Source organism: Tumebacillus permanentifrigoris (genome assembly GCF_003148565.1).
Lineage (GTDB): Bacteria > Bacillota > Bacilli > Tumebacillales > Tumebacillaceae > Tumebacillus > Tumebacillus permanentifrigoris.
In genome coordinates this window covers 161,812-181,446 of the sequence record NZ_QGGL01000006.1, presented here as the reverse complement: position 1 = coordinate 181,446, position 19,635 = coordinate 161,812, and the positions used below count along the sequence as shown (strand labels likewise).

Annotated in this window: 20 protein-coding genes; 9 read left to right on the top strand and 11 right to left on the bottom strand. The window is 55.9% G+C overall.

Annotated features, from left to right (window positions below):
- Positions 1-68: 68 nt before the first annotated feature.
- The 3 genes from C7459_RS08795 to C7459_RS08785 all read right to left on the bottom strand — a co-directional run bounded on the left by C7459_RS08795 (position 69) and on the right by C7459_RS08785 (position 2,896).
- Positions 69-1,151, bottom strand: coding sequence for a hypothetical protein (locus tag C7459_RS08795; protein WP_109688466.1), 1,083 nt, complete (start codon positions 1,149-1,151; stop codon positions 69-71).
- A 124-nt stretch (positions 1,152-1,275) separates the two neighbouring features.
- Positions 1,276-2,280, bottom strand: coding sequence for an inorganic phosphate transporter (locus tag C7459_RS08790; RefSeq protein WP_109688465.1), 1,005 nt, complete (start codon positions 2,278-2,280; stop codon positions 1,276-1,278).
- On the bottom strand, positions 2,273-2,896 hold the full coding sequence (locus tag C7459_RS08785) for a DUF47 domain-containing protein (protein ID WP_109688464.1): 624 nt from the start codon (positions 2,894-2,896) through the stop codon (positions 2,273-2,275). The genes C7459_RS08790 and C7459_RS08785 overlap by 8 nt, the downstream gene beginning before the upstream one ends.
- Positions 2,897-3,153: 257 nt before the next feature.
- On the opposite strand from C7459_RS08785, the gene C7459_RS08780 reads away from it, so the two are divergent.
- Positions 3,154-4,179: a M23 family metallopeptidase gene (locus C7459_RS08780; RefSeq protein WP_109688463.1), complete on the top strand. Its 1,026-nt coding sequence runs from the start codon at positions 3,154-3,156 to the stop codon at positions 4,177-4,179.
- A 63-nt stretch (positions 4,180-4,242) separates the two neighbouring features.
- On the opposite strand, the gene C7459_RS08775 is transcribed toward C7459_RS08780, so the two are convergent.
- Positions 4,243-4,530 (bottom strand): DUF3905 domain-containing protein, encoded by a 288-nt coding sequence (locus C7459_RS08775; RefSeq protein WP_109688535.1) that lies wholly within the window; start codon positions 4,528-4,530, stop codon positions 4,243-4,245.
- 112 nt (positions 4,531-4,642) lie between these two features.
- Here C7459_RS08775 and C7459_RS08770 point away from each other — a divergent pair, with 112 nt between their 5' ends.
- The 3 genes from C7459_RS08770 to C7459_RS08760 all read left to right on the top strand — a co-directional run bounded on the left by C7459_RS08770 (position 4,643) and on the right by C7459_RS08760 (position 9,807).
- Entirely contained in the window at positions 4,643-5,998 is a 1,356-nt protein-coding gene (locus C7459_RS08770; protein ID WP_170119371.1) for a PIG-L deacetylase family protein, read from the top strand.
- Between the two features lie 207 nt (positions 5,999-6,205).
- Positions 6,206-7,492, top strand: coding sequence for a helix-turn-helix domain-containing protein (locus C7459_RS08765; protein ID WP_109688461.1), 1,287 nt, complete (start codon positions 6,206-6,208; stop codon positions 7,490-7,492).
- 110 nt (positions 7,493-7,602) lie between these two features.
- On the top strand, positions 7,603-9,807 hold the full coding sequence (locus tag C7459_RS08760) for an S-layer homology domain-containing protein (RefSeq protein WP_109688460.1): 2,205 nt from the start codon (positions 7,603-7,605) through the stop codon (positions 9,805-9,807).
- A gap of 55 nt (positions 9,808-9,862) precedes the next feature.
- Here C7459_RS08760 and C7459_RS08755 read toward each other — a convergent pair whose 3' ends face one another.
- A complete protein-coding gene (locus C7459_RS08755) occupies positions 9,863-12,286 on the bottom strand; it encodes a sugar phosphate nucleotidyltransferase (protein ID WP_109688459.1) in 2,424 nt (807 codons plus the stop codon).
- A complete protein-coding gene (locus C7459_RS08750) occupies positions 12,283-12,687 on the bottom strand; it encodes a glycosyltransferase family protein (RefSeq protein WP_146200980.1) in 405 nt (134 codons plus the stop codon). Before C7459_RS08750 ends, C7459_RS08755 begins: the two co-directional genes overlap by 4 nt.
- Positions 12,688-12,872: 185 nt before the next feature.
- On the opposite strand from C7459_RS08750, the gene C7459_RS08745 reads away from it, so the two are divergent.
- From C7459_RS08745 to C7459_RS08735, 3 genes are all read left to right on the top strand, one after another.
- Positions 12,873-13,214 carry a DUF4383 domain-containing protein gene (locus C7459_RS08745; RefSeq protein ID WP_109688457.1) on the top strand — a complete coding sequence of 114 codons (342 nt, stop codon included), beginning with the start codon at positions 12,873-12,875 and terminating at the stop codon, positions 13,212-13,214.
- 95 nt (positions 13,215-13,309) lie between these two features.
- Positions 13,310-13,744: a CBS domain-containing protein gene (locus C7459_RS08740; protein ID WP_109688456.1), complete on the top strand. Its 435-nt coding sequence runs from the start codon at positions 13,310-13,312 to the stop codon at positions 13,742-13,744.
- A 100-nt stretch (positions 13,745-13,844) separates the two neighbouring features.
- Positions 13,845-14,351: a VanZ family protein gene (locus tag C7459_RS08735; protein WP_109688455.1), complete on the top strand. Its 507-nt coding sequence runs from the start codon at positions 13,845-13,847 to the stop codon at positions 14,349-14,351.
- Positions 14,352-14,365: 14 nt separating this feature from the next.
- Here C7459_RS08735 and C7459_RS08730 read toward each other — a convergent pair whose 3' ends face one another.
- From C7459_RS08730 to C7459_RS08720, 3 genes are all read right to left on the bottom strand, one after another.
- Complete coding sequence (locus C7459_RS08730) at positions 14,366-14,713, bottom strand: phage holin, LLH family (protein ID WP_109688454.1); 348 nt, start codon at positions 14,711-14,713, stop codon at positions 14,366-14,368.
- Positions 14,713-15,525, bottom strand: coding sequence for an N-acetylmuramoyl-L-alanine amidase (locus C7459_RS08725; RefSeq protein ID WP_109688453.1), 813 nt, complete (start codon positions 15,523-15,525; stop codon positions 14,713-14,715). The genes C7459_RS08730 and C7459_RS08725 overlap by 1 nt, the downstream gene beginning before the upstream one ends.
- Before the next feature lie 120 nt (positions 15,526-15,645).
- Entirely contained in the window at positions 15,646-16,290 is a 645-nt protein-coding gene (locus C7459_RS08720) for a CBS domain-containing protein (protein ID WP_109688452.1), read from the bottom strand.
- A gap of 105 nt (positions 16,291-16,395) precedes the next feature.
- On the opposite strand from C7459_RS08720, the gene C7459_RS08715 reads away from it, so the two are divergent.
- Positions 16,396-16,656, top strand: coding sequence for a hypothetical protein (locus C7459_RS08715; protein WP_109688451.1), 261 nt, complete (start codon positions 16,396-16,398; stop codon positions 16,654-16,656).
- Between the two features lie 48 nt (positions 16,657-16,704).
- Here the strand turns inward: C7459_RS08715 and C7459_RS08710 are convergent, their stop codons facing one another.
- The gene (locus C7459_RS08710) at positions 16,705-17,850 is read right to left on the bottom strand and encodes a citrate/2-methylcitrate synthase (RefSeq protein WP_109688450.1); all 1,146 of its coding nucleotides are present in this window, start codon (positions 17,848-17,850) and stop codon (positions 16,705-16,707) included.
- 490 nt (positions 17,851-18,340) lie between these two features.
- Between C7459_RS08710 and sda the strand changes: the two genes are divergently transcribed.
- Positions 18,341-18,481, top strand: coding sequence for a sporulation histidine kinase inhibitor Sda (sda, locus tag C7459_RS08705; protein ID WP_109688449.1), 141 nt, complete (start codon positions 18,341-18,343; stop codon positions 18,479-18,481).
- Positions 18,482-18,594: 113 nt separating this feature from the next.
- Here sda and C7459_RS08700 read toward each other — a convergent pair whose 3' ends face one another.
- Positions 18,595-19,620 carry an SAM-dependent methyltransferase gene (locus C7459_RS08700; RefSeq protein ID WP_109688448.1) on the bottom strand — a complete coding sequence of 342 codons (1,026 nt, stop codon included), beginning with the start codon at positions 19,618-19,620 and terminating at the stop codon, positions 18,595-18,597.
- Positions 19,621-19,635: the final 15 nt, after the last annotated feature.

Below are 19,635 nucleotides of genomic sequence, written 5' to 3'. Positions count from 1 at the left end.
ATCGCAAAAAAAAGTGGCAGACAAGGGAATTCCCTTGTCTGCCACTTTTTAAGTGGTCCACCGTTGGATTAGAACTGGCGGCCAACCATCTGGTTCAAGACGTTGGTGTTGACGGTGTCGTACTGGTTGCGGCCGGTGTACAGAGCTTGCGGGTACACATCGGTCCGGCCTTCTGCATCACGAATTCCTGCATCTGCAGACATCACTTGGTTGAAGGCGGTGCCGCCAAAGGATTGCGCGCTCAGGCCTTGACCGAAGCCAGTGCCTTGTTGTTGCTGTGCGTAGGAGTTGACTTGCGGGTTCGCCATCGTACCGTTTTGCATCGATTGGGCATGGATGCGTTGGACTTGCGGAGAGCTGTACTGGGTTTCTTGCCCGTTGTACAGCGACGCTTGGTGGATGCGGTCGAGCTGTTGTTGGGACACGCCTTGTTGGAACTGTTGGTTGCTCATGCCTTGGGTGTTGAACCCTTGGTTGGTGAAGGTTTGACCGCCGAAGTTGCTCAGTTGCGGTTGTGCCAGGGTGCCGCCTTGCATGGTGGCTTGCTGGATGCGGTCGAGTTGTTGCTGGGTAACGCCTTGTTGGTACTGTTGGTTGCTCAGGCCTTGGGTGTAACCTTGGTTGGTGTTGCCTTGGTTCATATAGGCTTGGTTGCTGAAGGTTTGGCCACCACCGAAGCCTTGTTGTTGCTGTGCGTAGGAGTTGACTTGCGGGTTTGCCATCGTGCCGTTTTGCATCGAAGCAGCATGGATGCGTTGGACTTGCGGCGTGCTGTATTGGGTCTCTTGACCGTTGAACAGCGACGCTTGGTGGATGCGGTCGATCTGTTGTTGGGACACGCCTTGTTGGAACTGTTGGTTGCTCATTCCTTGGTTGCTGAATGCTTGGTTGGAGAAGGTTTGTCCGCCGCCGAAGCCTTGTTGCTGTTGCGCGTAGTTATTTACTTGAGGATTCGCCATCGTGCCGTTTTGCATCGATTGTGCATGGATTCGTTGCACTTGTGCGTTGTTGTAGCTGGTTTCTTGACCGTTGAACAGCGAGTTTTGATGGATGCGATCCAGTTGTTGCTGGGAAACGCCTTGCTGGAAGCCACCTTGGTTGAATTGTGAATTTTGGGTGTTGCCGTACTGATTCCCATACTGTTGATTCATCAATGTGTCCCTCCAAATATGTAGCATCTGTGTTTCTACACATTGACTAGTATGGGAACTGGTAATTCATTGTATTCATGACACACAAAAAACCTCCGCCATCTCTGGCGAAGGTTTTTGATCACTAGAAGAAAAAGACGCCCAACAGCCAGTAGATCAGCGCGGAGAGCACCGCCGTGATCGGCAACGTGATGATCCACGTCGTCACGATCTTGCCCGCCACATCCCACTTGACTTTGTTAAAACCCTTCGCTGCCCCTACCCCCATGATCGCGGAGGAGATGACATGCGTCGTCGAGACCGGCAGTTTCAGGAACGTCGCCGTCCCGATGACGATCGAAGAAGTCACGTCGGCGGCGAAACCGTTCACGGGCTGCATTTTCATGATCCCGCGCCCCACGGTGCGGATGATCCGCATCCCGCCAGACGCCGTTCCAAGCGCCATCGCTGCCGCTGCCGCAATTTTTACCCACAGCGGAACGTCCATCGTCGATTGGAAGCCACCTGCTACCAAGGCAAACGTGATGATCCCCATCGCCTTTTGCGCATCGTTGGTACCGTGCAGATACGCTTGGAACGCCGCCGAGAGAATCTGGAAGAACCGGAAGTTGCGCGTCATCTTCGCAGGCGCAAAGTTTCGGAACAGCCAGAGGAACGCCAGCATGATGATGAAACCCAAAGCCAGCGAGATGATCGGGGAGAGCACCAACGACTTCAGGATCGCGATGAACCCGGTGTAGTTGATCTGTGAAAAACCGGCGGACGCGATGACTGCGCCGGTCAACGAACCGATCAGCGCGTGCGACGAGGAGGACGGAATCCCGTACCACCAAGTGATCAAATTCCAGATGATCGCGGAGATCATCGCCGCCGCTACGATCCACATCCCATTCGAGAGCGTCGACGGGTCTGCGATGCCTTTGCCGATCGTCTTGGCCACCCCGGTGAAGGACAGCGCCCCGAGCAAGTTCATGACGGCCGCGAGCATGATCGCCGCCTTTGGGCTCATCGCTTTGGTCGAGATCGAAGTCGCAATGGCGTTCGCAGTATCATGGAAGCCGTTGATGTAGTCAAACAGCAACGCCAAGACCACGACGACGATGATCAGGTACAAGCTTGTGTCATGCATTTTTCAAGACGACCCCTTCCACCAGGTTCGATACATCCTCGCAGAAGTCAACGCCGTCCTCGAGCTTTTCGTAGATCTCCTTCCACTTGATCACGTAGATCGGGTGGAGCGTATCATCGTTGAGCAGTTTTGCCACCGCACGGCGGTAGATCTGGTCAGACTCCATCTCCCACTTCTTGACACTTTTGGTCAAATCGATGATGCGGTCGTACTTCAGTTCGCGCAACATGTGGATCAGCTTGTCCAACTCGTTGCATGCGCCTTCCATCGCTTTCGAAAGCGCGATCATCTCCGGCGTCGGTTTGCCGATGCGGTACAGCACGCAACGGTCGGCCACCCCAGTGATGATGTCGAGAATCTCATCGAGCGTAAACGCCAGCGCCGAGATATCCTCACGCTCAATGGGCGTCACGAACGTCGAGTTGAGCTTCTCCATGATCTGGCGAGTGATCGCATCGCCTTTATGCTCAATATCCTGAATCGCATCGAATTTTGCTTCAACATCCGTGTAGTTCTCCATCAGTTCAACGAACGACTTCGCTCCGAGCTGCAGGTTGTCCACTTCTTGCTCCAGCAAATCAAAAAATACGTCATTTCTCGGTCCCAATCGCAACATAAGTTGGGTGCCTCCTTGGTTTGGCAATGTTTTGCAAGTCACGAACTGTCAAGGTTATGTATGAAGACTGTAAATCGAACCCTTACCCATTATTATCGTTCCCAGTCGATCTGACAATAGCCCTCTTTCGACAAAATCCCTGTTTTTACACAATCTTAACAATCGCCTTCCACATATTCTCTGGGAGAACTCATGTAGATGCGGGACACACTAGCGGTATCATTTCCCCCAAGCTAGATGTGACGAGGTGAGTGTAGATGAACCAACGGCTGTCTGTCTCTCTGTGGATGCCCTTGTTGTTGACGCTGTCTCTCGTTCCGCTCCCCGCTGCGGCGGCGGAGTCGGAGGGAGCGGAGGAAGACCTGCCTGTGTTGCAACAGGTGGAGGAAGAATTGCCCGTGTTTCAAAAGGTTGAGAAACAAACACACGTGCCGTGGTACTTCCTCGCGGCCGTCAATCAATACGAGATGGGCATTCACTGGAAGAAGAACCGCGAGAACCCGAACGTCTCACCGATCCAAATTGAGATGCCCTCGGAAAAGTGGAGCGGTCCTGTCAACCCGAATCTCCAAGACAACAACCCGCTGACGATCCAGATGTTTGGCGGGATGGGACAGGATGGCAACGGGGACAAAGTCGCCAACCGCACCGATCCGGACGACGAACTGTACACGATGGCGAAGTTCCTCGGCCGCGACGGCAATGATGAAAATGCCGTTCGCAACGCGTTGTGGAACTATTATCAGGACGGCATCGTCGTCGACCGCATCACCGGATTCGCCCGCCTGTTTCAAACGGAAGGGTCGTTGGTGCTCCGTGGAAACTCCTTCCCGATCCCGCAGCGCTACAACTACTCCTACCGATCGACATGGGGGGATGCGCGCGGTTGGGGCGGCCGGCGCTCCCATGAGGGCTGCGACATTTTTGCCAATACGGGCACGCCGGTGCTCTCCACCGCCTACGGTGTGGTGGAAGTCGCTGGCTGGAACAAGTTCGGGGGCTGGCGGGTCGGCATCCGCGACCTGAACAACGTGTACCACTACTACGCACATCTCGCGAGTTTTGACAAAGGCATGAAGCGCGGTGCGCTGGTCAAACCCGGTCAAGTGATCGGCTACGTCGGCTCCAGCGGCTATGGTCGACCTGGCACGTCCGGCAAGTTCGCCCCGCATCTGCATTACGGCATGTATCGCGACACCGGCACCAAGGAATGGGCGTTCGACCCGACTCCACATCTGCGCAAGTGGGAACGCGAGGCGCGGGCCAACAAGAAAAAGAAATGAGTCAGCAAAAAAACAGCCACGCGACGAGATCGCGCGGCTGTTTTTTGTGACAAGAGGTGGTGCTTAGTCATCCCCGTAAAAATACTCGTCCTCGTCGTTGTTCATCGAGGTGTCGTGTGTGGGGTGCATAAACGGAGCCATGACCGGGTTGCGCTCCCCAGCCAGCAATTGCATGTTCTCTCGACGGGTGGTTCCGAGATCATGGTCGTTGTCGACGTACTTGTCGCCGGACATGATGTGCGGGTCGACATCAGTGCTCCAATTCTCGAGCACCGTGTTGCGCCACGGTGCATCCAGCGAGTCGCTGTCGACCTTGCGCAGCTTGTTCTCCCTTGCGTTTTGCTCTGTCATAGATGGCTCACCTCCTGTCCGTAGTCTATCCGCATCGTGTCCTGACTACTACGGGAATAAGCGGGAGCGCTTTTTCAAAACCTACGGGATACAAGACAGGAGGGATGGAGCCGTGCAGGGACACAAGAGATGGTTCGGGCGACTCGCCCTCACGTGGCTAATTGGAACTCTACTGCTCGTCCCCGAGACGGGGACCACCAAACCGTTGGTTCCCGCCCTCATCGATGCCTCTCAGGTATTCCGCCAGTCACCGCCGAAGCGCTTGCTCGTGATCGCACCACACCCGGACGACGAATCGCTCGCCGGGATGGCGATGATCTCCTCCACACTTTCCAGCGGCGGGACGGTCCGGGTCGTGGTGATGACCAACGGCGATGGATTTCGTGGGGCTGCGGTCAAACAATATGGCGTGAATCACCCGAGCCCTGCTGACATGCTCCGCCTCGGCACCTTGCGACAACAGGAGGAGTTACAAGCGGTGGAACGGCTCGGCCTGCACCAGCAGGATGTGACGTTTTTGGGCTATCCAGATGCGGGGTTGCACCGCTTGTGGTTGAAATACTGGAATCCTAACCAACCCTTCCAAGCGGTGAACGGTTCCACCAAGGTGCCGTATGCCAACGCCTACCACCCGCAGGCGCCCTACTGTGGGCAATCGGTCGTGGAGGACCTAGGCGAAGTGATCCGCGAATTTCGACCCACCGATGTGCTCTATCCCGACCCGCACGACGTGCATCGCGACCACTGGGCGACCTCCGCCTTCACGCAGTTTGCGCTGACAAACTACGAGGAAAAGCCTCGCGAATGGAATTATCTCATCCACTACCCGGAATTCCCCGACCCGCGCCACTATCGCCCGGACGCACCGTTGACCCATCCAGCGCGCTTGCAAGACATCGGTGTCGCGTGGTTGTCCCTGCCCCTGAATCAGCAGGTACAGGCCGACAAGCACGCGGCGATCCTCGCACACCGCTCACAGATCTCGATGATGAAAAACCTGCTGGAATCGTTCGTGCGCACCAACGATCTGCTCAGCACCTATGCGGTGCCGACGATCCCACGTCAGAAACTGACCACGGTGGAACTCGATGACCGTGGCGACCAGCAAGCGCCCCTGCATCCTCGCTCCACCGACATCCGCGAGATCCGTGCCGTCGTGCAAAGCGACAGCGTGCAGATCGCGATCCAAACGGCCGAGCCAGTCCGCCCGGAGGACGAGTTCCAACTGCATCTGCGCCTCCCGCAAGCACCGATCGGCAAGACGATCCTCGAGATAAGCAATCAAAATAAGCAGCGCTTAACCCGCTTACATGCCAGCTGGTCCTATCGCGGGGATCTGGCGATCTGCACCCTGCCTCGCTCGTTGTTTCAGGAGACCGAGACAGTGATGATCGGTGCGGAAATTTACAGTCGCGGCCGCCGTTCAGACAGCACCGCATGGCGACGATTCCACCTCTCTGCCCCGTAAATCGTTCCTAAACCCGATGCCTATCGGGTTTTTTACTATCTGACAGATTATCCCTATCCCACCTAACCGGAAGAATTTAAGCTTAATTAGCGTTCCATTTGACTTATATTATAAAAAATTTCAACAAAATGTTCATTTGCCCTTTATTCTCTTATCCTAAAGTAGTAAAATGTTGTCTAGAAATCGTCTAAATTTGGAGGAATATTAATGTCTCTCGGTCAAAAAATCCGCGAACTCCGTGTAGCTAAGGGGCTTACCCAAAGTGACCTAGGTTCTGGTCTTGTCACGCCAAGTATGATTTCCCAAATTGAATCGGACAAGGCCAACCCGTCTTATAAAGTGCTCGAAGCGATCGCTGAAAAGCTGGAGACCCCGTTGGAACACTTTTTGGCAGATATCCAGACGCAATTGGAACAGACCAGCGCACACAAAGTCGCAAAAGCGCTGCTGTCCTCGCGCAATTACGAGCGCGCGATCGGTCTGTTGGAATCGTTGCTGGAAAAGCCTTCTCCGAACCTGAACTTGATCGATGTCAAATCGGATCTCGGGGAGTGCTTCCTCTACACGGGGAATTATGAACCTGCGATCACCGAGTTCGAAGAAGTGCTGGAGATCGCCAAGCAGAAATTTAACTATCCAGCGCTGCTCACCGCCTTGAACAAGCTCGGGGTCATCGAGCAGAAGCGCCAGAAGTACCATCGTGCGATCTACCATTGGCGCAAGGCCTATGAATTGTTCGATGAACTTCCGCACAGCGAACCGTACTTGCAGTCTCAGATTCTGACCAACCTCGGCACCATCCATTACCAGCTTGGCGAATTCAAGGACGCGTTGCACTATTACGATACCGCCTACAAATTCCTCTCGAAGAGCAACCACTTCGAGCAGATCGGTTTCACGTACTTGGGCCTTGGTCTGAGCTACAAGAAAATTCAGGAATTTGAAAAAGCGTCCGAGTACTCGCAGTATGCCATCGCGATTTTTGAGTCGCTCAAGAACATGAAACTCGCCATCGACGTCAAACGCAACTATGGCATTCTCAAGGGTGAGGAAGGGCTGGTCGAGGAAGCGATGCAACTGTTTGCCGCCTGTGTAGACGAGTACTCCCGCCACAACTATCCGACAGACGCCGCTTCCGTCCACGGCGAGATCGCCCGTCTCCACCTGCGCGAGAAGCAATTCCAAGCCTGTCTGGATGCCTGCGACATGGCGCTGTCCAACTTGCCGCCTGATAGCCGCGAAGTGGCTCCCGTGCTGCGCACGCTGGCGGTGGCACACGACGAACTTGGCCATACGGAGGAAGCGGTGCGCCATATGGAACGCGCCTGCGACCTCTTCCGTGAATTCAACCTCTTGAGCGAACTGGCGGAGACCCACTCCCTGCTCGGTGACCTCTATCAGAAACTCGGAGACTTCAAACGCGCCAACGATTGCCTCCAAGAGATGAAAAAAGCACTGACCGAAAACCTGAAAGATCGCGGCATCATTCTTTAAAATCACCCTCAATTAGGAATTTTTTGATAATAAGTGTAACGATTTTCCAGATGGACTCGTCTAACTACTAGAAGAGTCCATTTTTTATTGCCTTAGGAGGAGTTTCGTTCATGAAAAACCCGATTCATAAAGTCACGGCCATGTTGCTCACCTGCACGTTGCTTGGCAGTCCGATGCTGTGGCTGAACACTCCAGCCGCCTATGCGGAGGCAGCGCCGGACGTTCAGTCCGTTGTGACCAAGGAACAAGCGGTGCAGACAGCACGCCTCGCCGCCAACTTGCCGGAAAGCAAGTGGACGCTGATCAATTCCGAGTACCGCACCAGCGCCAAGGACAATTGGGGCAACACACTCAGTCCGCGCTGGCAATTGGATTTCAATCAACAGGACAGCAAGACCTACGCAGGGGCAAATGTCATCCTCGACGCGACGACTGGCAAACTGGTCAGCATGAACCGCTATAGCAAAGACCCGCTCGAGGAAAGCGCGTTGACAAAGGAACAAGCCCAGCAAAAAGCCGAGGACTTCATCAAACAAGTCGCACCGCAAGAATTCAAGGAGACCGAACTGACGTCCAGCAATGTCGATGGCATCGGGGCTCCCTACAAATACTTCAATTTCACGTATGAGCGAAAAACCGCCGACGGCGTGTTCGTGCTCGACGATGAGATCAATGTCACCGTCCAAGGGGATGGCTCCGTCTCCGCGTACACGTGCAACTGGACCAACGTGACGCTCCCCCCAGCGGCAGGCACCGTGCCGAAGGAGCGCGCGACAAGTGCGTACTCCGACGCGCTCGACCTGCATCTGAGCTATCAATTCTCGTACAAGACCAACTTGCCGACCGTCAATCTCGTGTATTCCAACTCGATGACGGAAAACTTCATGTTCCTCACCAACACCGCCCCGCTGCTGATCGATGCCAAGACCGGCCAGATGCTCGATCGCTACGGCAAGGCCACCACACCGACCAAGATGAGCATCGCGCCGCTCGATCCAAAGGGACCGACCGCACCAACCCCACGCACCACCTCGATGACGCAGGTTGAGGCAGAGGCGCTGATCAAATCCTCCGCTCTGCTGCAAGCGAACATGGAACTCGACGAGGCTACCTATAGCGAGAACGGCACGAAGTCCTGGAGCTTCAGCATCCGCAACTCGACAAGCAAAACGAACATCGGCCGCGTCTCCCTTGATGCGATGACCGGCGAGTTGATGAACTTCAACTCCTATAGCGAAACAAGTGCTCCTCCATCCAGCTCGCCAGTCAGCGACGAAACGATCAAAGCCAAAGCGCTGGAACTGGTGAAAAAGCTCTACTCTGGCCGTACCGGATCGATCGCGTTCATCAACGTGGTCTCCATCGGGGACAACCCGAAGCAATCAGGCTCCACGATGAAGGGCGTTGCCTTCTCGTTTTTGAAAAATGGCGTCCCGTCACCGAACGGCCTGCAGATCGTCTTTGATGCGCAAGGCAACGTCAACAATTTTTACGGCAACACCTATTATGGAAACGATGTGGAGAGCCAGATTGTCTACCCGGACCCGTCCAAAGCTATCACGCTGGACAAAGCCAAAGACACCTTCCTGAAAAACCGTCCGGTGCGGCTCTCCTACTACTTCCCGATCGCGGCGGACGGCACCCGCGCCAACACGCCGGTGCTGGTCTACGCGCCGAACGACGCCACGGAGCGGTCGGCCCACTACGTCGACGGGTTGACCGGCGAATGGATCAGCCTCGACCCGAGCACACAAAAACCGCCAGCGTTGCCATCCGACCTCAACGGTCACTGGGCGGAAAAAGCCCTGACCGAGTTTGCAAACCTCGGCCTGCTTGAGCTGAAGGACGGCAAAGCGAATCCGGACGGTGAGATCACCCGTGGCGAGTTCATCCATCTGCTGGCCAACGTCCGCGGCGGGCTGAACCCCAGCGAGATGCCGACGTTCGAGGACGTCCCGACCGACTCCAAATACTACAGCGCCATCGAGACCGCCGTGCTCCGCGGCTGGATTGCCCCGGACTCCAAGTTCCGCCCGGCAGCCAAGATCTCGCGCCAAGAAGTGGCGACGATCCTCACCCGTGTCCTCGGCCATGAAGAGTTGGCCAAGCACAGCGAGATTTTTACCCTCCCCTATTCGGATGGTGACCAAGTCTCCACGTGGGCCAAGGGTTCTGTTGCGATCCTGAACGGCCTCGGCGTCATGCGCGGTTCCTACGACCGCTTCGCCCCGCACGGCAACGTCACGCTCGCAGAGACCTGCACAGCACTGCTCAAGATCCAGTCGTACAACACCCCGATGCCCTACTACAAGTAAGGAAAACGCAATCAGGCAAAAAGCGTACACCGCAGCAACTGCGGTGTACGCTTTTTTAGTTTCCGATCGCCGTGTTCTGGTAGTCGCGGATCTTGTCAGCAAACACATTCGCCAACTCCTCCGCAAGTTGCTTGGTCGTCCCTTGGGCATAGACTTGGAACAGCGGACCGTCTGAGTCGGGCAGGATCAACGTCCACCCGCCTTCGGTGAACACTTTGATCCCGTCCAGCAACTCGACCGTCTCGCCTTTGGTTTCTTCGATTAAGAGTCGCATCACCTTGCCCTTCTCCTCCCACGGGCAAGGCACTTCACAGCGCAGGATGTGGAAGTGTGGGATGCCCTCCAGCAGATCGGAGAGCGACAGACCGCTTTTCGCCATCGCCCCCATCACGCGCACGAGGGTGTAGAGCGCGTCGAACAACATCGGGAACGGCTCCTCCTGCATCGGCTCCATCAGCGAGCGCGGATTCGCTTTGGTGCGCACGACCGATCCTCCAAACTGCTCGGCCAGCAATTCGACGATCGTCGGTGCGGTGACCGGCACAGCGACTTGCGGACGACCGGAAGTAAAGTGGACCAGCACTTGCAAGGCCAGCAGCAGATCGTCTTCGATCATCGTTCCTTTTTCGGTGACCAATGCGATGCGCTCGCCGTTGCCGTCGACTCGCACGCCGAATTGATACTGCCCGCTCGCCACCATCGCTTGCAGTTCCCCTTTGGCTGATGTGTGCGTCTCCAACACTTGTACCGTACAGCCCAACTCCTCCAACAGCTCGGGCACGACATCTCCGAGCGAAGAGGAGTCGTACTGCACGACGAGACGGAATCGCTCGCGCTTGATCCTCTCGCACTCGACTTGGCGGAGCAGATCCGCGACATACTCCTCGCGCATGTAGCTGTAGAGCTCCCCCTGCCCGATGTGTCGAGAATTGGCACGGCGGAAGTCCTCTTGGTAATAGGCGTTCTCGATTTTGCGCTCGACGCCTTTTTCAAGATTCAACCCCAGCGCGTCGACAAACTCGATCAACAGGCGATCATCACCTGGATCACCGATGCGCCGCACATGCACGCCGCCCTGCGTCTCGCGCATGCGCACCGCATAGCGCAACATCGGCGTGGTGATCGATCCTCCGTCCACCGTGTGTACCCCTGCGCTGTGCAGACCGGCGGCAAAGGCCCGCTTGATCAAGCAAGCGAAGCGATCATCGTCACAGGAGATCGCAATGCGTGCGCCATACGGCAGCGTCGCCCCATACGCCGAAGCCAGCTTGCCCGCGAAATCGGGCGTCATGTCGACGTTGCAGATGCCTTGCACGCCCAGCGTCCCGAACAGATGCTTCTCCAACTTCTCGCCCCAGATCAGCGATGTATGCGCGGTCGCGCCTTCTTGGACGCGCTTTTCCGGCCAGATCTTCACCTGTGGTTTGACGACCGCCTTCGCCCCGATCGTACAGGCATCCCCGACCACCGCGCCTTCGAAGCAAGAGGCGTGTGATTCGATGCTGGTCGTGCTGCAGAGCGTCGCCCCGCGCAATTCTACGCCTTCTCCGACGTAGTTGTGATCCCAGATCACGGTGCGTTTGAGCGATGATCCTGCGCGCAGGACGTTGCCCACACCGATCACAGAGTAGGGTCCGATCTGTACGCCTTCTCCGATCACCGTCTCCCGCCCGATGTAGCAAGGCTCTTCCAACACCACATCATCTGCCATCCGCACACCTTGGCCGATCCACACGCGCGGGGCGACGCGCTGTCCGTGGATGTCCACGTTCACACGCCCCTCCAGCATGTCAAATTGGGTCTGGCGGTACTGTGCCAAGTTTCCGATATCCGACCAGTAACCGTCCGCGACATAGCCGTAGAGATCATGTCCGTTGTTCATCAGATGCGGGAACAAGTCCTTGCTGAAATCAAATTCCTGATCGTCCGGAATGAAGTCCAAAATCTCCCGTTCAAAAATATAGATGCCCGTGTTCACCGTATCGCTGAAAACTTCACCCCAAGACGGCTTTTCTAAAAAGCGCAGGATGCGCCCATCCGGTTCTGTGATCGCGACCCCGTACTCCAGCGGTGTCTCGACACGGGTCAAGACGATCGTGGCCAAACTGCCTTTTTGTTTGTGGAAGCGGATCGCGTCCGCCAAGTGAAAGTCGGTCATCGCATCACCTGAGATCACGATGAACGTCTCGTCGAGAAACGACGCGGCGTTTTTGACCGAACCGGCCGTGCCGAGCGGCGATGTCTCCTCAAAATAACGCATGCGCACCCCATGCTCATGTCCGTCGCCAAAGTAATTGCGGATCACATCCGGCATGTATTGCAACGTCACACCGATCTCCTGAATGCCCGTTCGGCGCAACAAGTCGAGGGTGTACGCCATGCAAGGCCGTCCCAGCAAGGGCACCATCGGTTTCGGTTTGTTGCACGTCAGCGGGCGAAGTCTGCTACCCTTACCACCGGCCAAGATCACAGCTTTCATCTATTTACCTCCATAGGTGACAATGGTCTCTGCTGCGGTACACGCGTAGGCATGCAGATGGGCAGACGCGCCTTTTCTGCAAGTAGGGCCGTGCCGTCTGCCACCTGCTCGTCATGCGCCACCAGCAGTTCGAAACTTCCATATGTGGCCAGCACGCGACTTCCCATCGCCGCCAACCGAATGTTCAAGATCGCGCTCCCCGCCACCGATGCGAGGTCTCCCTCTGGAACCTCGACACCATGTAGCTGCAAACCCCTCTGGATTTCCACACTTGATTCCCCGTCACATCCCGATGCGATCACATGCACATCCCAGCCTCTGCGGTGATACTCCTGTGCCGTTGCTTCTACACAGCGGGTCCACTCGCAGGCGAGCACTAACACCCGTCCCTCTCGTTTCATACCCACCCCTCTCCCCTCATCCCTCATTCGCCCCTGTTGGACGAACATGTATCTTCTCTTGTCTTATGAACACAGTCGGGAGAATAGAACACAGATCGACAGCGGCGAATCACACAGTCATACGGCGCGACCTGCACACATACATGTGTTGTAGGTCCACCATCTTCCACTAGGAGGGGTTCACAATGGTAAGAACGTTTGCCCGCGTCGCAGGTTGGTTGTTCTTGTTGCTCGGCATTCTCGGATTCTTTGTGACAGATCTCCTCGGCCTGATTCAGTTCGATTCCACGCACAACATCATCCACCTCGTGCTCGGTCTGGTCGGGATCGCGGCTGGGCAGAGCGACAACGCCGCGAAGTGGTTTGCCAAGGTCTTCGGGGTCATCTACCTGCTGCTCGGCATCGTCGGCTTTTTCTTCCCGATGTTGGCGGGTCTGCATCTGGAAGTGACGGAGAACCTCGTGCATCTGGTGGTCGGCGCGTGGGGGGTCTACGTCGGATTTGGCAAAACCTCCACGGAGGCATAAGGATTTCGCTCTGAGCCATACTAAAAGCTGTTGGGATGATCGTCCCGGCAGCTTTTTGTTTTTGCAACAACCAAACTCATGAGGAGGCGATTCGATTGAAAATCCGTGAACTCATGACCAAAGACGTGCAAACTCTGAAAACGGAGCACACGTTGCAAGAAGCAGCCCAGATGATGGCTGACCTCGATGTCGGGATCGTTCCGGTTGCCAACCAAGGCGACCACCTGCAGGGCGTCATCACCGACCGCGACATCGTCGTTCGTGCGGTGGCCAAAGGGATGGACATCAATACCACCAAGATCAACGACTTCATGTCGCCGGCTGTCGTAACGGTCACCGGAGAGCAGACCGCACAGGAAGCGGCGAAACTGATGGCACAAAATCAAGTTCGCCGTCTGCCTGTCGTCGAGGATGGTCGTCTGATCGGCATCATCGCGATCGGGGACTTGGCTGTTGTCGGCATTCACGAGAATGAAGCCGGCTTTGCGCTCAGCGAGATCTCCGAACCTGCTCGTCCAGACCTGCACTAGTACGACCTGTTTTTCGTGACAAAAAATGGACAAGACCTCTCTGGGTCTTGTCCATTTGCTTCTTATCTGCCAGTATGTGTAATGGAGGTGAACGTCCCAAGTGTCCACGAAGTCCCAGCGATTCCCCTTGTTCCTCGCCCTGACCGTGATCTGGATGGGTGTGATCTATTGGAAGTCCGCACAGAGTTACTCGCAACAAGACCTCAAGCCGTGGCTGACGACGCTGATCTCCGAGCAGACCTTGCTCTCGATCCTGCCGAAGCTGCAATTTACATACGACGGTGACCTCGTGACCTATCTCAAACCGTTTGGACTGGTGGAGTTTTTCGTGCGCAAGGGGGCGCACATCACCGAATACTTCATCCTCGCGCTGCTGTTTTGGCAGACGTTTGCTGCCACCCGTCTCGCCCGTCCGTGGGTGTTCTTGCTGGCGGCGTCGTGCAGCGTGCTCTACGCGGCATCTGACGAGTGGCACCAATCCTTCGTGCCCAACCGCACCGGACACCCGATCGATGTCGGGATGGACGCTGTAGGCGTCGTGCTGGCGATGCTGCTCTGCCTGCTCTGGCAAGGTTCACAACGCAAAAAGCTCTCCCGTCACGCGTGACAGGAGAGCTTTTTCTATGAAGTCTTGCGCTTGTCATCCAGCCAAGCCGATTCGATCACCGCACGGGCGCTGGTCAGCGGGATGTCCTTCATCCCTGCACTCTCGCCTGTGTCGAGCAAGTACTTGATCGCCTCGTTCATTTTGGCCGGTCCATCGTAGTCACGGTACACCGTCTCGGCGTAGGCGAAGGCCTCGCGCCCGAACTGGGAGAGCAATTGTCGCTGCTGCACGGTGGTGTGCGATGTGTAGTAGGTTTCCAGACGTTTTTTGACAGTGCGAACCAAGATGATCACGACGAGGACGGCGATCTGTACCAACACGGTTGTACCTTGTTGAACCAGTGACATCCAGCTATCTGTCATCAGGACGCGCCTCCTTGGCGAATGAACGCATAGAGTTTTTCCAAAGCGACCGCCATCTCCGCGCGCGTCACGAGCTGGTTGGGCTTCCACGTGCCATCCGGGAAGCCGACCATGATCCCCCAGTCGATCATATGTTGGATCGACTCTTGCGCCCAAGCTGGCCACTGCTCCTGCACGGGACTGGGGGGCGTTGGTGTGGGCGGGGTCGGAGCTGGCGTGTCAGGACGCGGTGCTGGCAGTTGGTTGTACGGGACATTGAAAAGGGTGCAGATCGCCTGTGCGGCCCCCTCCGCCTCGCGCACTTGGAAATTGGTGTTGGCGAGGTTGTTGGCCTCCTGCTGGTTGGTGATAAAACCAGATTCGACGAGCACCGCATCTGCGGCCGTCTCGCGGAGGACTTGGAAATCTCCGAGGTAGACGCCACGGTTTTTCTGCCCGGTGGCGGCGGCGATCCCATTGACGAGCGTCTGCGCCCATTGCTCGGTGCGGGTGCCGCGCGTGGACGGGTGAATCCAGACCGCCACACCGTTGACATCAGACGATGTGGCAGAGTCCACATGCCACGCGACGAACAGGTCAGCGTTGTTGTTGTTCGCCAGTTGGGCGCGGTACGCCAGATCCTCCGCGATAGAGCCACTTGGCAGTGGCAACGTATTGGATTCACGGGTCATGACCACGCGAAATCCACAGCGCCGTAACGCATCGCGCAGCAACAAGCTGGTCTGCAGCACGAGCATCGACTCTTGGTAGCCATTGCCTACGGTACCAGGGTCCTGCCCGCCATGCCCCGGGTCGATCACGACTGTAGGCATACTCTTCCCTCCTCGGTTTGGGGTGTGGTTACTGGTTAGGGTATGCAACCAACGCCTAGATGGTGAAACGAAAAAAGCGGTCGCTCCAAGGAGCCGACCGCTTTTTCAACCAAAGGGTGGTTAGATCGATTGGACGACCGGGGTGACATGGAACACGCGAACCCCGATGTGCTTGAGATCTTCGGTCAGCGCGTCGACATCGGTGTCTGGGGAGACTTTGAAGGAGACGCGACGATAGCCGAAATTGGTGTTATCATCGAGCACCAGCATGCCAAAGATATTGGAGTAGTCCTTCACGACTTCGGAGAACTTGCCGAGTGCCCCCTTCATCTCCGGCATGGAGACGGTCAGACGAATGCCCGGCTTGTGCATGCCCAGCGCATCGCGCAGCATGTCAAACAGCGTGGACTTGAGCAGGATGCCGTTGAAGTGGCTTTCCTTATCCAGCACCGCGAGGAACGGCACGTAGTCGATCTTGGTGAAGATCTCCTCCATGTTCCCTTCTTCGTCGATCGAAGCGTTTTTGTTGATCGCGACGCTTTCGACCTTGGTGGTGCTCAGGAATTGTTGCTTCTCCAGCCCCGAATCGAAGTGTGCTTTATAGACTTCCGCATAACCGGCCATGCCGTAGTAGACGCCGTCCAAGACGACAGGGATATGTTGATACCCGCAACGATCGAGCACTTCGAGCAGTTCCTTCAATGTCGCCGACGGTTCAATGGTGATAACCTTGTGTTCCTCTAGTTTAAGTTGTTGAACGATCATGTGATGAGATGCCCCTTTCTCTCTGTCCCTTACTCGTTACTTATTCGGCAACTTACGAAACATTTCCTTTTTCCTGCATAGGTATCAGGAGAGGAGGTGCAAGACATGCTCGTTTCCATATCCATCATCTGTTTGCTCGCACTGTTGGTCAATCTCCCCTTGGGCATTTGGCGACAGAACACCCGCAAATTCTCCCTGTGGTGGTTTGTCGCCGTCCACGCTTCGATCCCCTTGATCATCTACATGCGCCAACAGTTTGACGTCTCGATGGCCTGGGTGCCGCTGACGATCGGGTTCGCCATTCTCGGTCAGACGTTCGGTGCGCAGTTCTCCCGCAAGCGCGTGGTGATCGGACGTTGGTCATAAAAAAAGGGCTCCCGTTACGACGGGAGCCCTTTTTTGTACAGGTGCTGGTTACGCGCGCTTGGAGATCGGCACGAATTGCAAATCAACTGGGCCGACGTACTCGGCAACCGGGCGGATGATGCGGTTGTTCGCGTATTGCTCAAGGATATGCGCCGTCCAACCGGAGACGCGGGACATCACGAACAGCGGAGTGAACAGTTCGACCGGGATGTTCATCGCGTTGTAGAGCGAACCGGAGTACAGGTCAACATTGTACTTGAGGTCTTTGCCTTTGTTGGCGAAGTATTCGAGCACGACGCGCTCTGCGATTACCGTCATGTCGAAGTACTTGGTTGCGCCTTGCTTGGTGGTCAGTTCCTTCGCGTACTTTTTCAGCACGAGACCGCGCGGGTCGTAGGAACGGTAGACGCGATGGCCGAAGCCCGGAACTTTGACGCCTTTGGCGAGCAGGTCTTTGATGCCAGCTTCTGCTCGTTCCACAGAGTCGATTTTCAACAGCATGCGCAGAACGTCTTCGTTCGCCCCCCCGTGCAGCGGGCCTTTGAGCGCGCCGATTGCGGAGGTTACGCCAGAATAGACGTCAGACAGGGTGCCGACGGTGCAACGAGCGGTGAAGGTCGAAGCGTTGAATTCGTGGTCGGCGTGCAGGATCAGCGCCACGTCGAACGCTTCAACCGAGAGTTCATCCGCTTCAGTTCCATTGAGCATATAGAGGAAGTTCGCCGCATGACCGAGGTCGTTGCGCGGGGCTACGTATTCCTTGCCCGCTTTGAAACGACCGACAGCTGCCGTGGCCGACGCCATCAGCGAGACGAGCTTCGCGGATTGTTGGAGATGGGTGTCGCGGTTCATCGATTTATCGGGATCGATCGCACCTGCATAGGAAGCGACCGTGCGCAGGATTTCCATCGCGTTCGCCGGGGAGTTGCTGAGACCTTGGATCAGCGCCATGACGTCTGCTGGGATCTCGCGGTATTTTTTTAGCTCCGCATCGAGCTGGCTCAGTTCCTTTTGGTTCGGCAGTTTGCCGTGCCAGAGCAGGTAGACAACTTCTTCAAAGGAAGCTTTGCCAACCAAGTCGTTAATGTCGTACCCGTGGTACACGAGACGGCCTTTGGTTCCGTCCACCAGACAAATCGAGGATTCGCCCGCTACCACATCTTGCAGCCCAGCTTTTGTTTTCGTTTCGGACATTGTGTGACACCTCCAGATGTATACGCATAAAGATTGCAAACTTACATGTGCGCAATATGTCGATAGTCCTTATTATACAGGAATTGGTCTGGGTGGTCGAACTTGCCTGAATGGTTTTTCATTCATTTTTCATCGGTTTACAAGGTTTCCGGTAAACTTACGCAATGGGACTCCCGTTTTTCTTCCTCTCTAGAGTGTGATGTTGGCCTGATTCTATGCCTTCCGTCTGTCGAAAAATATTTATTTCCAGTGAGAAACGTCGAACTTTGGAAAATGTGGATAAGGTTATGCCCAGTATTCCACTTAGGGGTCAATGGGAAAGGAAGCCTTTTCCACATTGCGTCCACACCTTACCCACAAGCTATACACAGGGTTTTGTGGATAAGTCGAACGCTTGTTCGGTACTGATTCTCATGTTATAGTCATAGCACAACCAACAACTCGCGCGAGGATTGGTAGAGTACGAGACTAGACTGTGGGGTGAACCGATATGCATTTGCTTACTGATGAATATCTACTCGAGGCCTTCAAGAATGCCGTCAAGCAGAAGCTTGACAAGCAGTTCATAGAACTGTTGCATCAAGAGCTCCATGCTCGCGGCCTCGCAGTCTCTGTCACGATCGCATCGTAACCTACCGTCCGTAAAGTCTCTATTGTGTTCCATCGTTTCATAGCAGAGAAAAAGCCTGTCCTCCGGAGGACAGGCTTTTTTCGTTGCGTCGTATGCGGCTACGCTCGTGGTCGTCACTGTTTGAGCAGGTAGAGGGTCAGCTCATCACGGTTGTGGAAAAGTTGCTTGGCTTTGAGCAGTTCCAATTGGCCTCCGAAGGCGGCGACCGTTTCTTTGATCGCTTGGAAGGCTTTGCCGTGCATAAGTTTGACGGTGATGATCGCCGTGCCTCCGACTTGCAAGGCATCGAGCAGATCGAATACCAACTTGCTCATCTGCTTGGGACTCCAACTCATGTCGCAGACCAGCAGGTCGAACGCGTCCTCTTCAAACCGCACATCGCCGGCGTTGTTCTTGAGGTGCTTGAGGTTCGGGTTGCTCAGCAGGTCGGCATGCATCTCGCCCGGGTCGACGGCGGTCACCTGCAAGCCGCGCTTCAGCAGCAACGAACTCCACCCGCCCGGTGCCGCGCCGATGTCCAACGCCCGCTCAAAAGACGCCAAGTCCAGCCCGAAGCGCTCCTCCGCTTCCAAAAGTTTAAACACCGCGCGCGAGATCTGGCCTTCCTCTTGCTTGTAGCGGACCGCACCACCCGACCAGTCTGACAGGTTCTCCTCCGGCTTCGAGATCCCCCAGTAGAGCAGTTCGGCAGTCAAGTAGATCGAGATGATCCGATCTGGCTTCTGGATCACCGGCTCCACTTCATGGGTCTGCGCGAGGATCGGGTCGATCGCTTCCTTCACCCCATACGGCGTGTACTCACACTTGACGCCCGGTGCCTTGCGCACTTGGACGGCGACTCTCTCCCCCGGCGTGAACACGCCTGTCAGGTCTTGGACGAAGTTGATCAGCATGTCCAAGTCTGCACGCGTCCGCGTGATCGAAAGCTCCTGCGTCACCGGCTGCACATGGCGCAGGAAAATCGGTTCGTCCTCCTGTAGCGAGCGCTGCATCTCCTCGAGCGGTACTTCGGTATGTATCAAAAACACTTCTCCCGGCTCCAAGACCTGGAACTTCACACCGGGTGCTTTCCGGCGAATTTCTTCTTGGGCATACTGGGCAAACCCGTGGTTTGTCGTGCCGATCATGCGAGTTGTCATAGAGTCCTCCTGTAA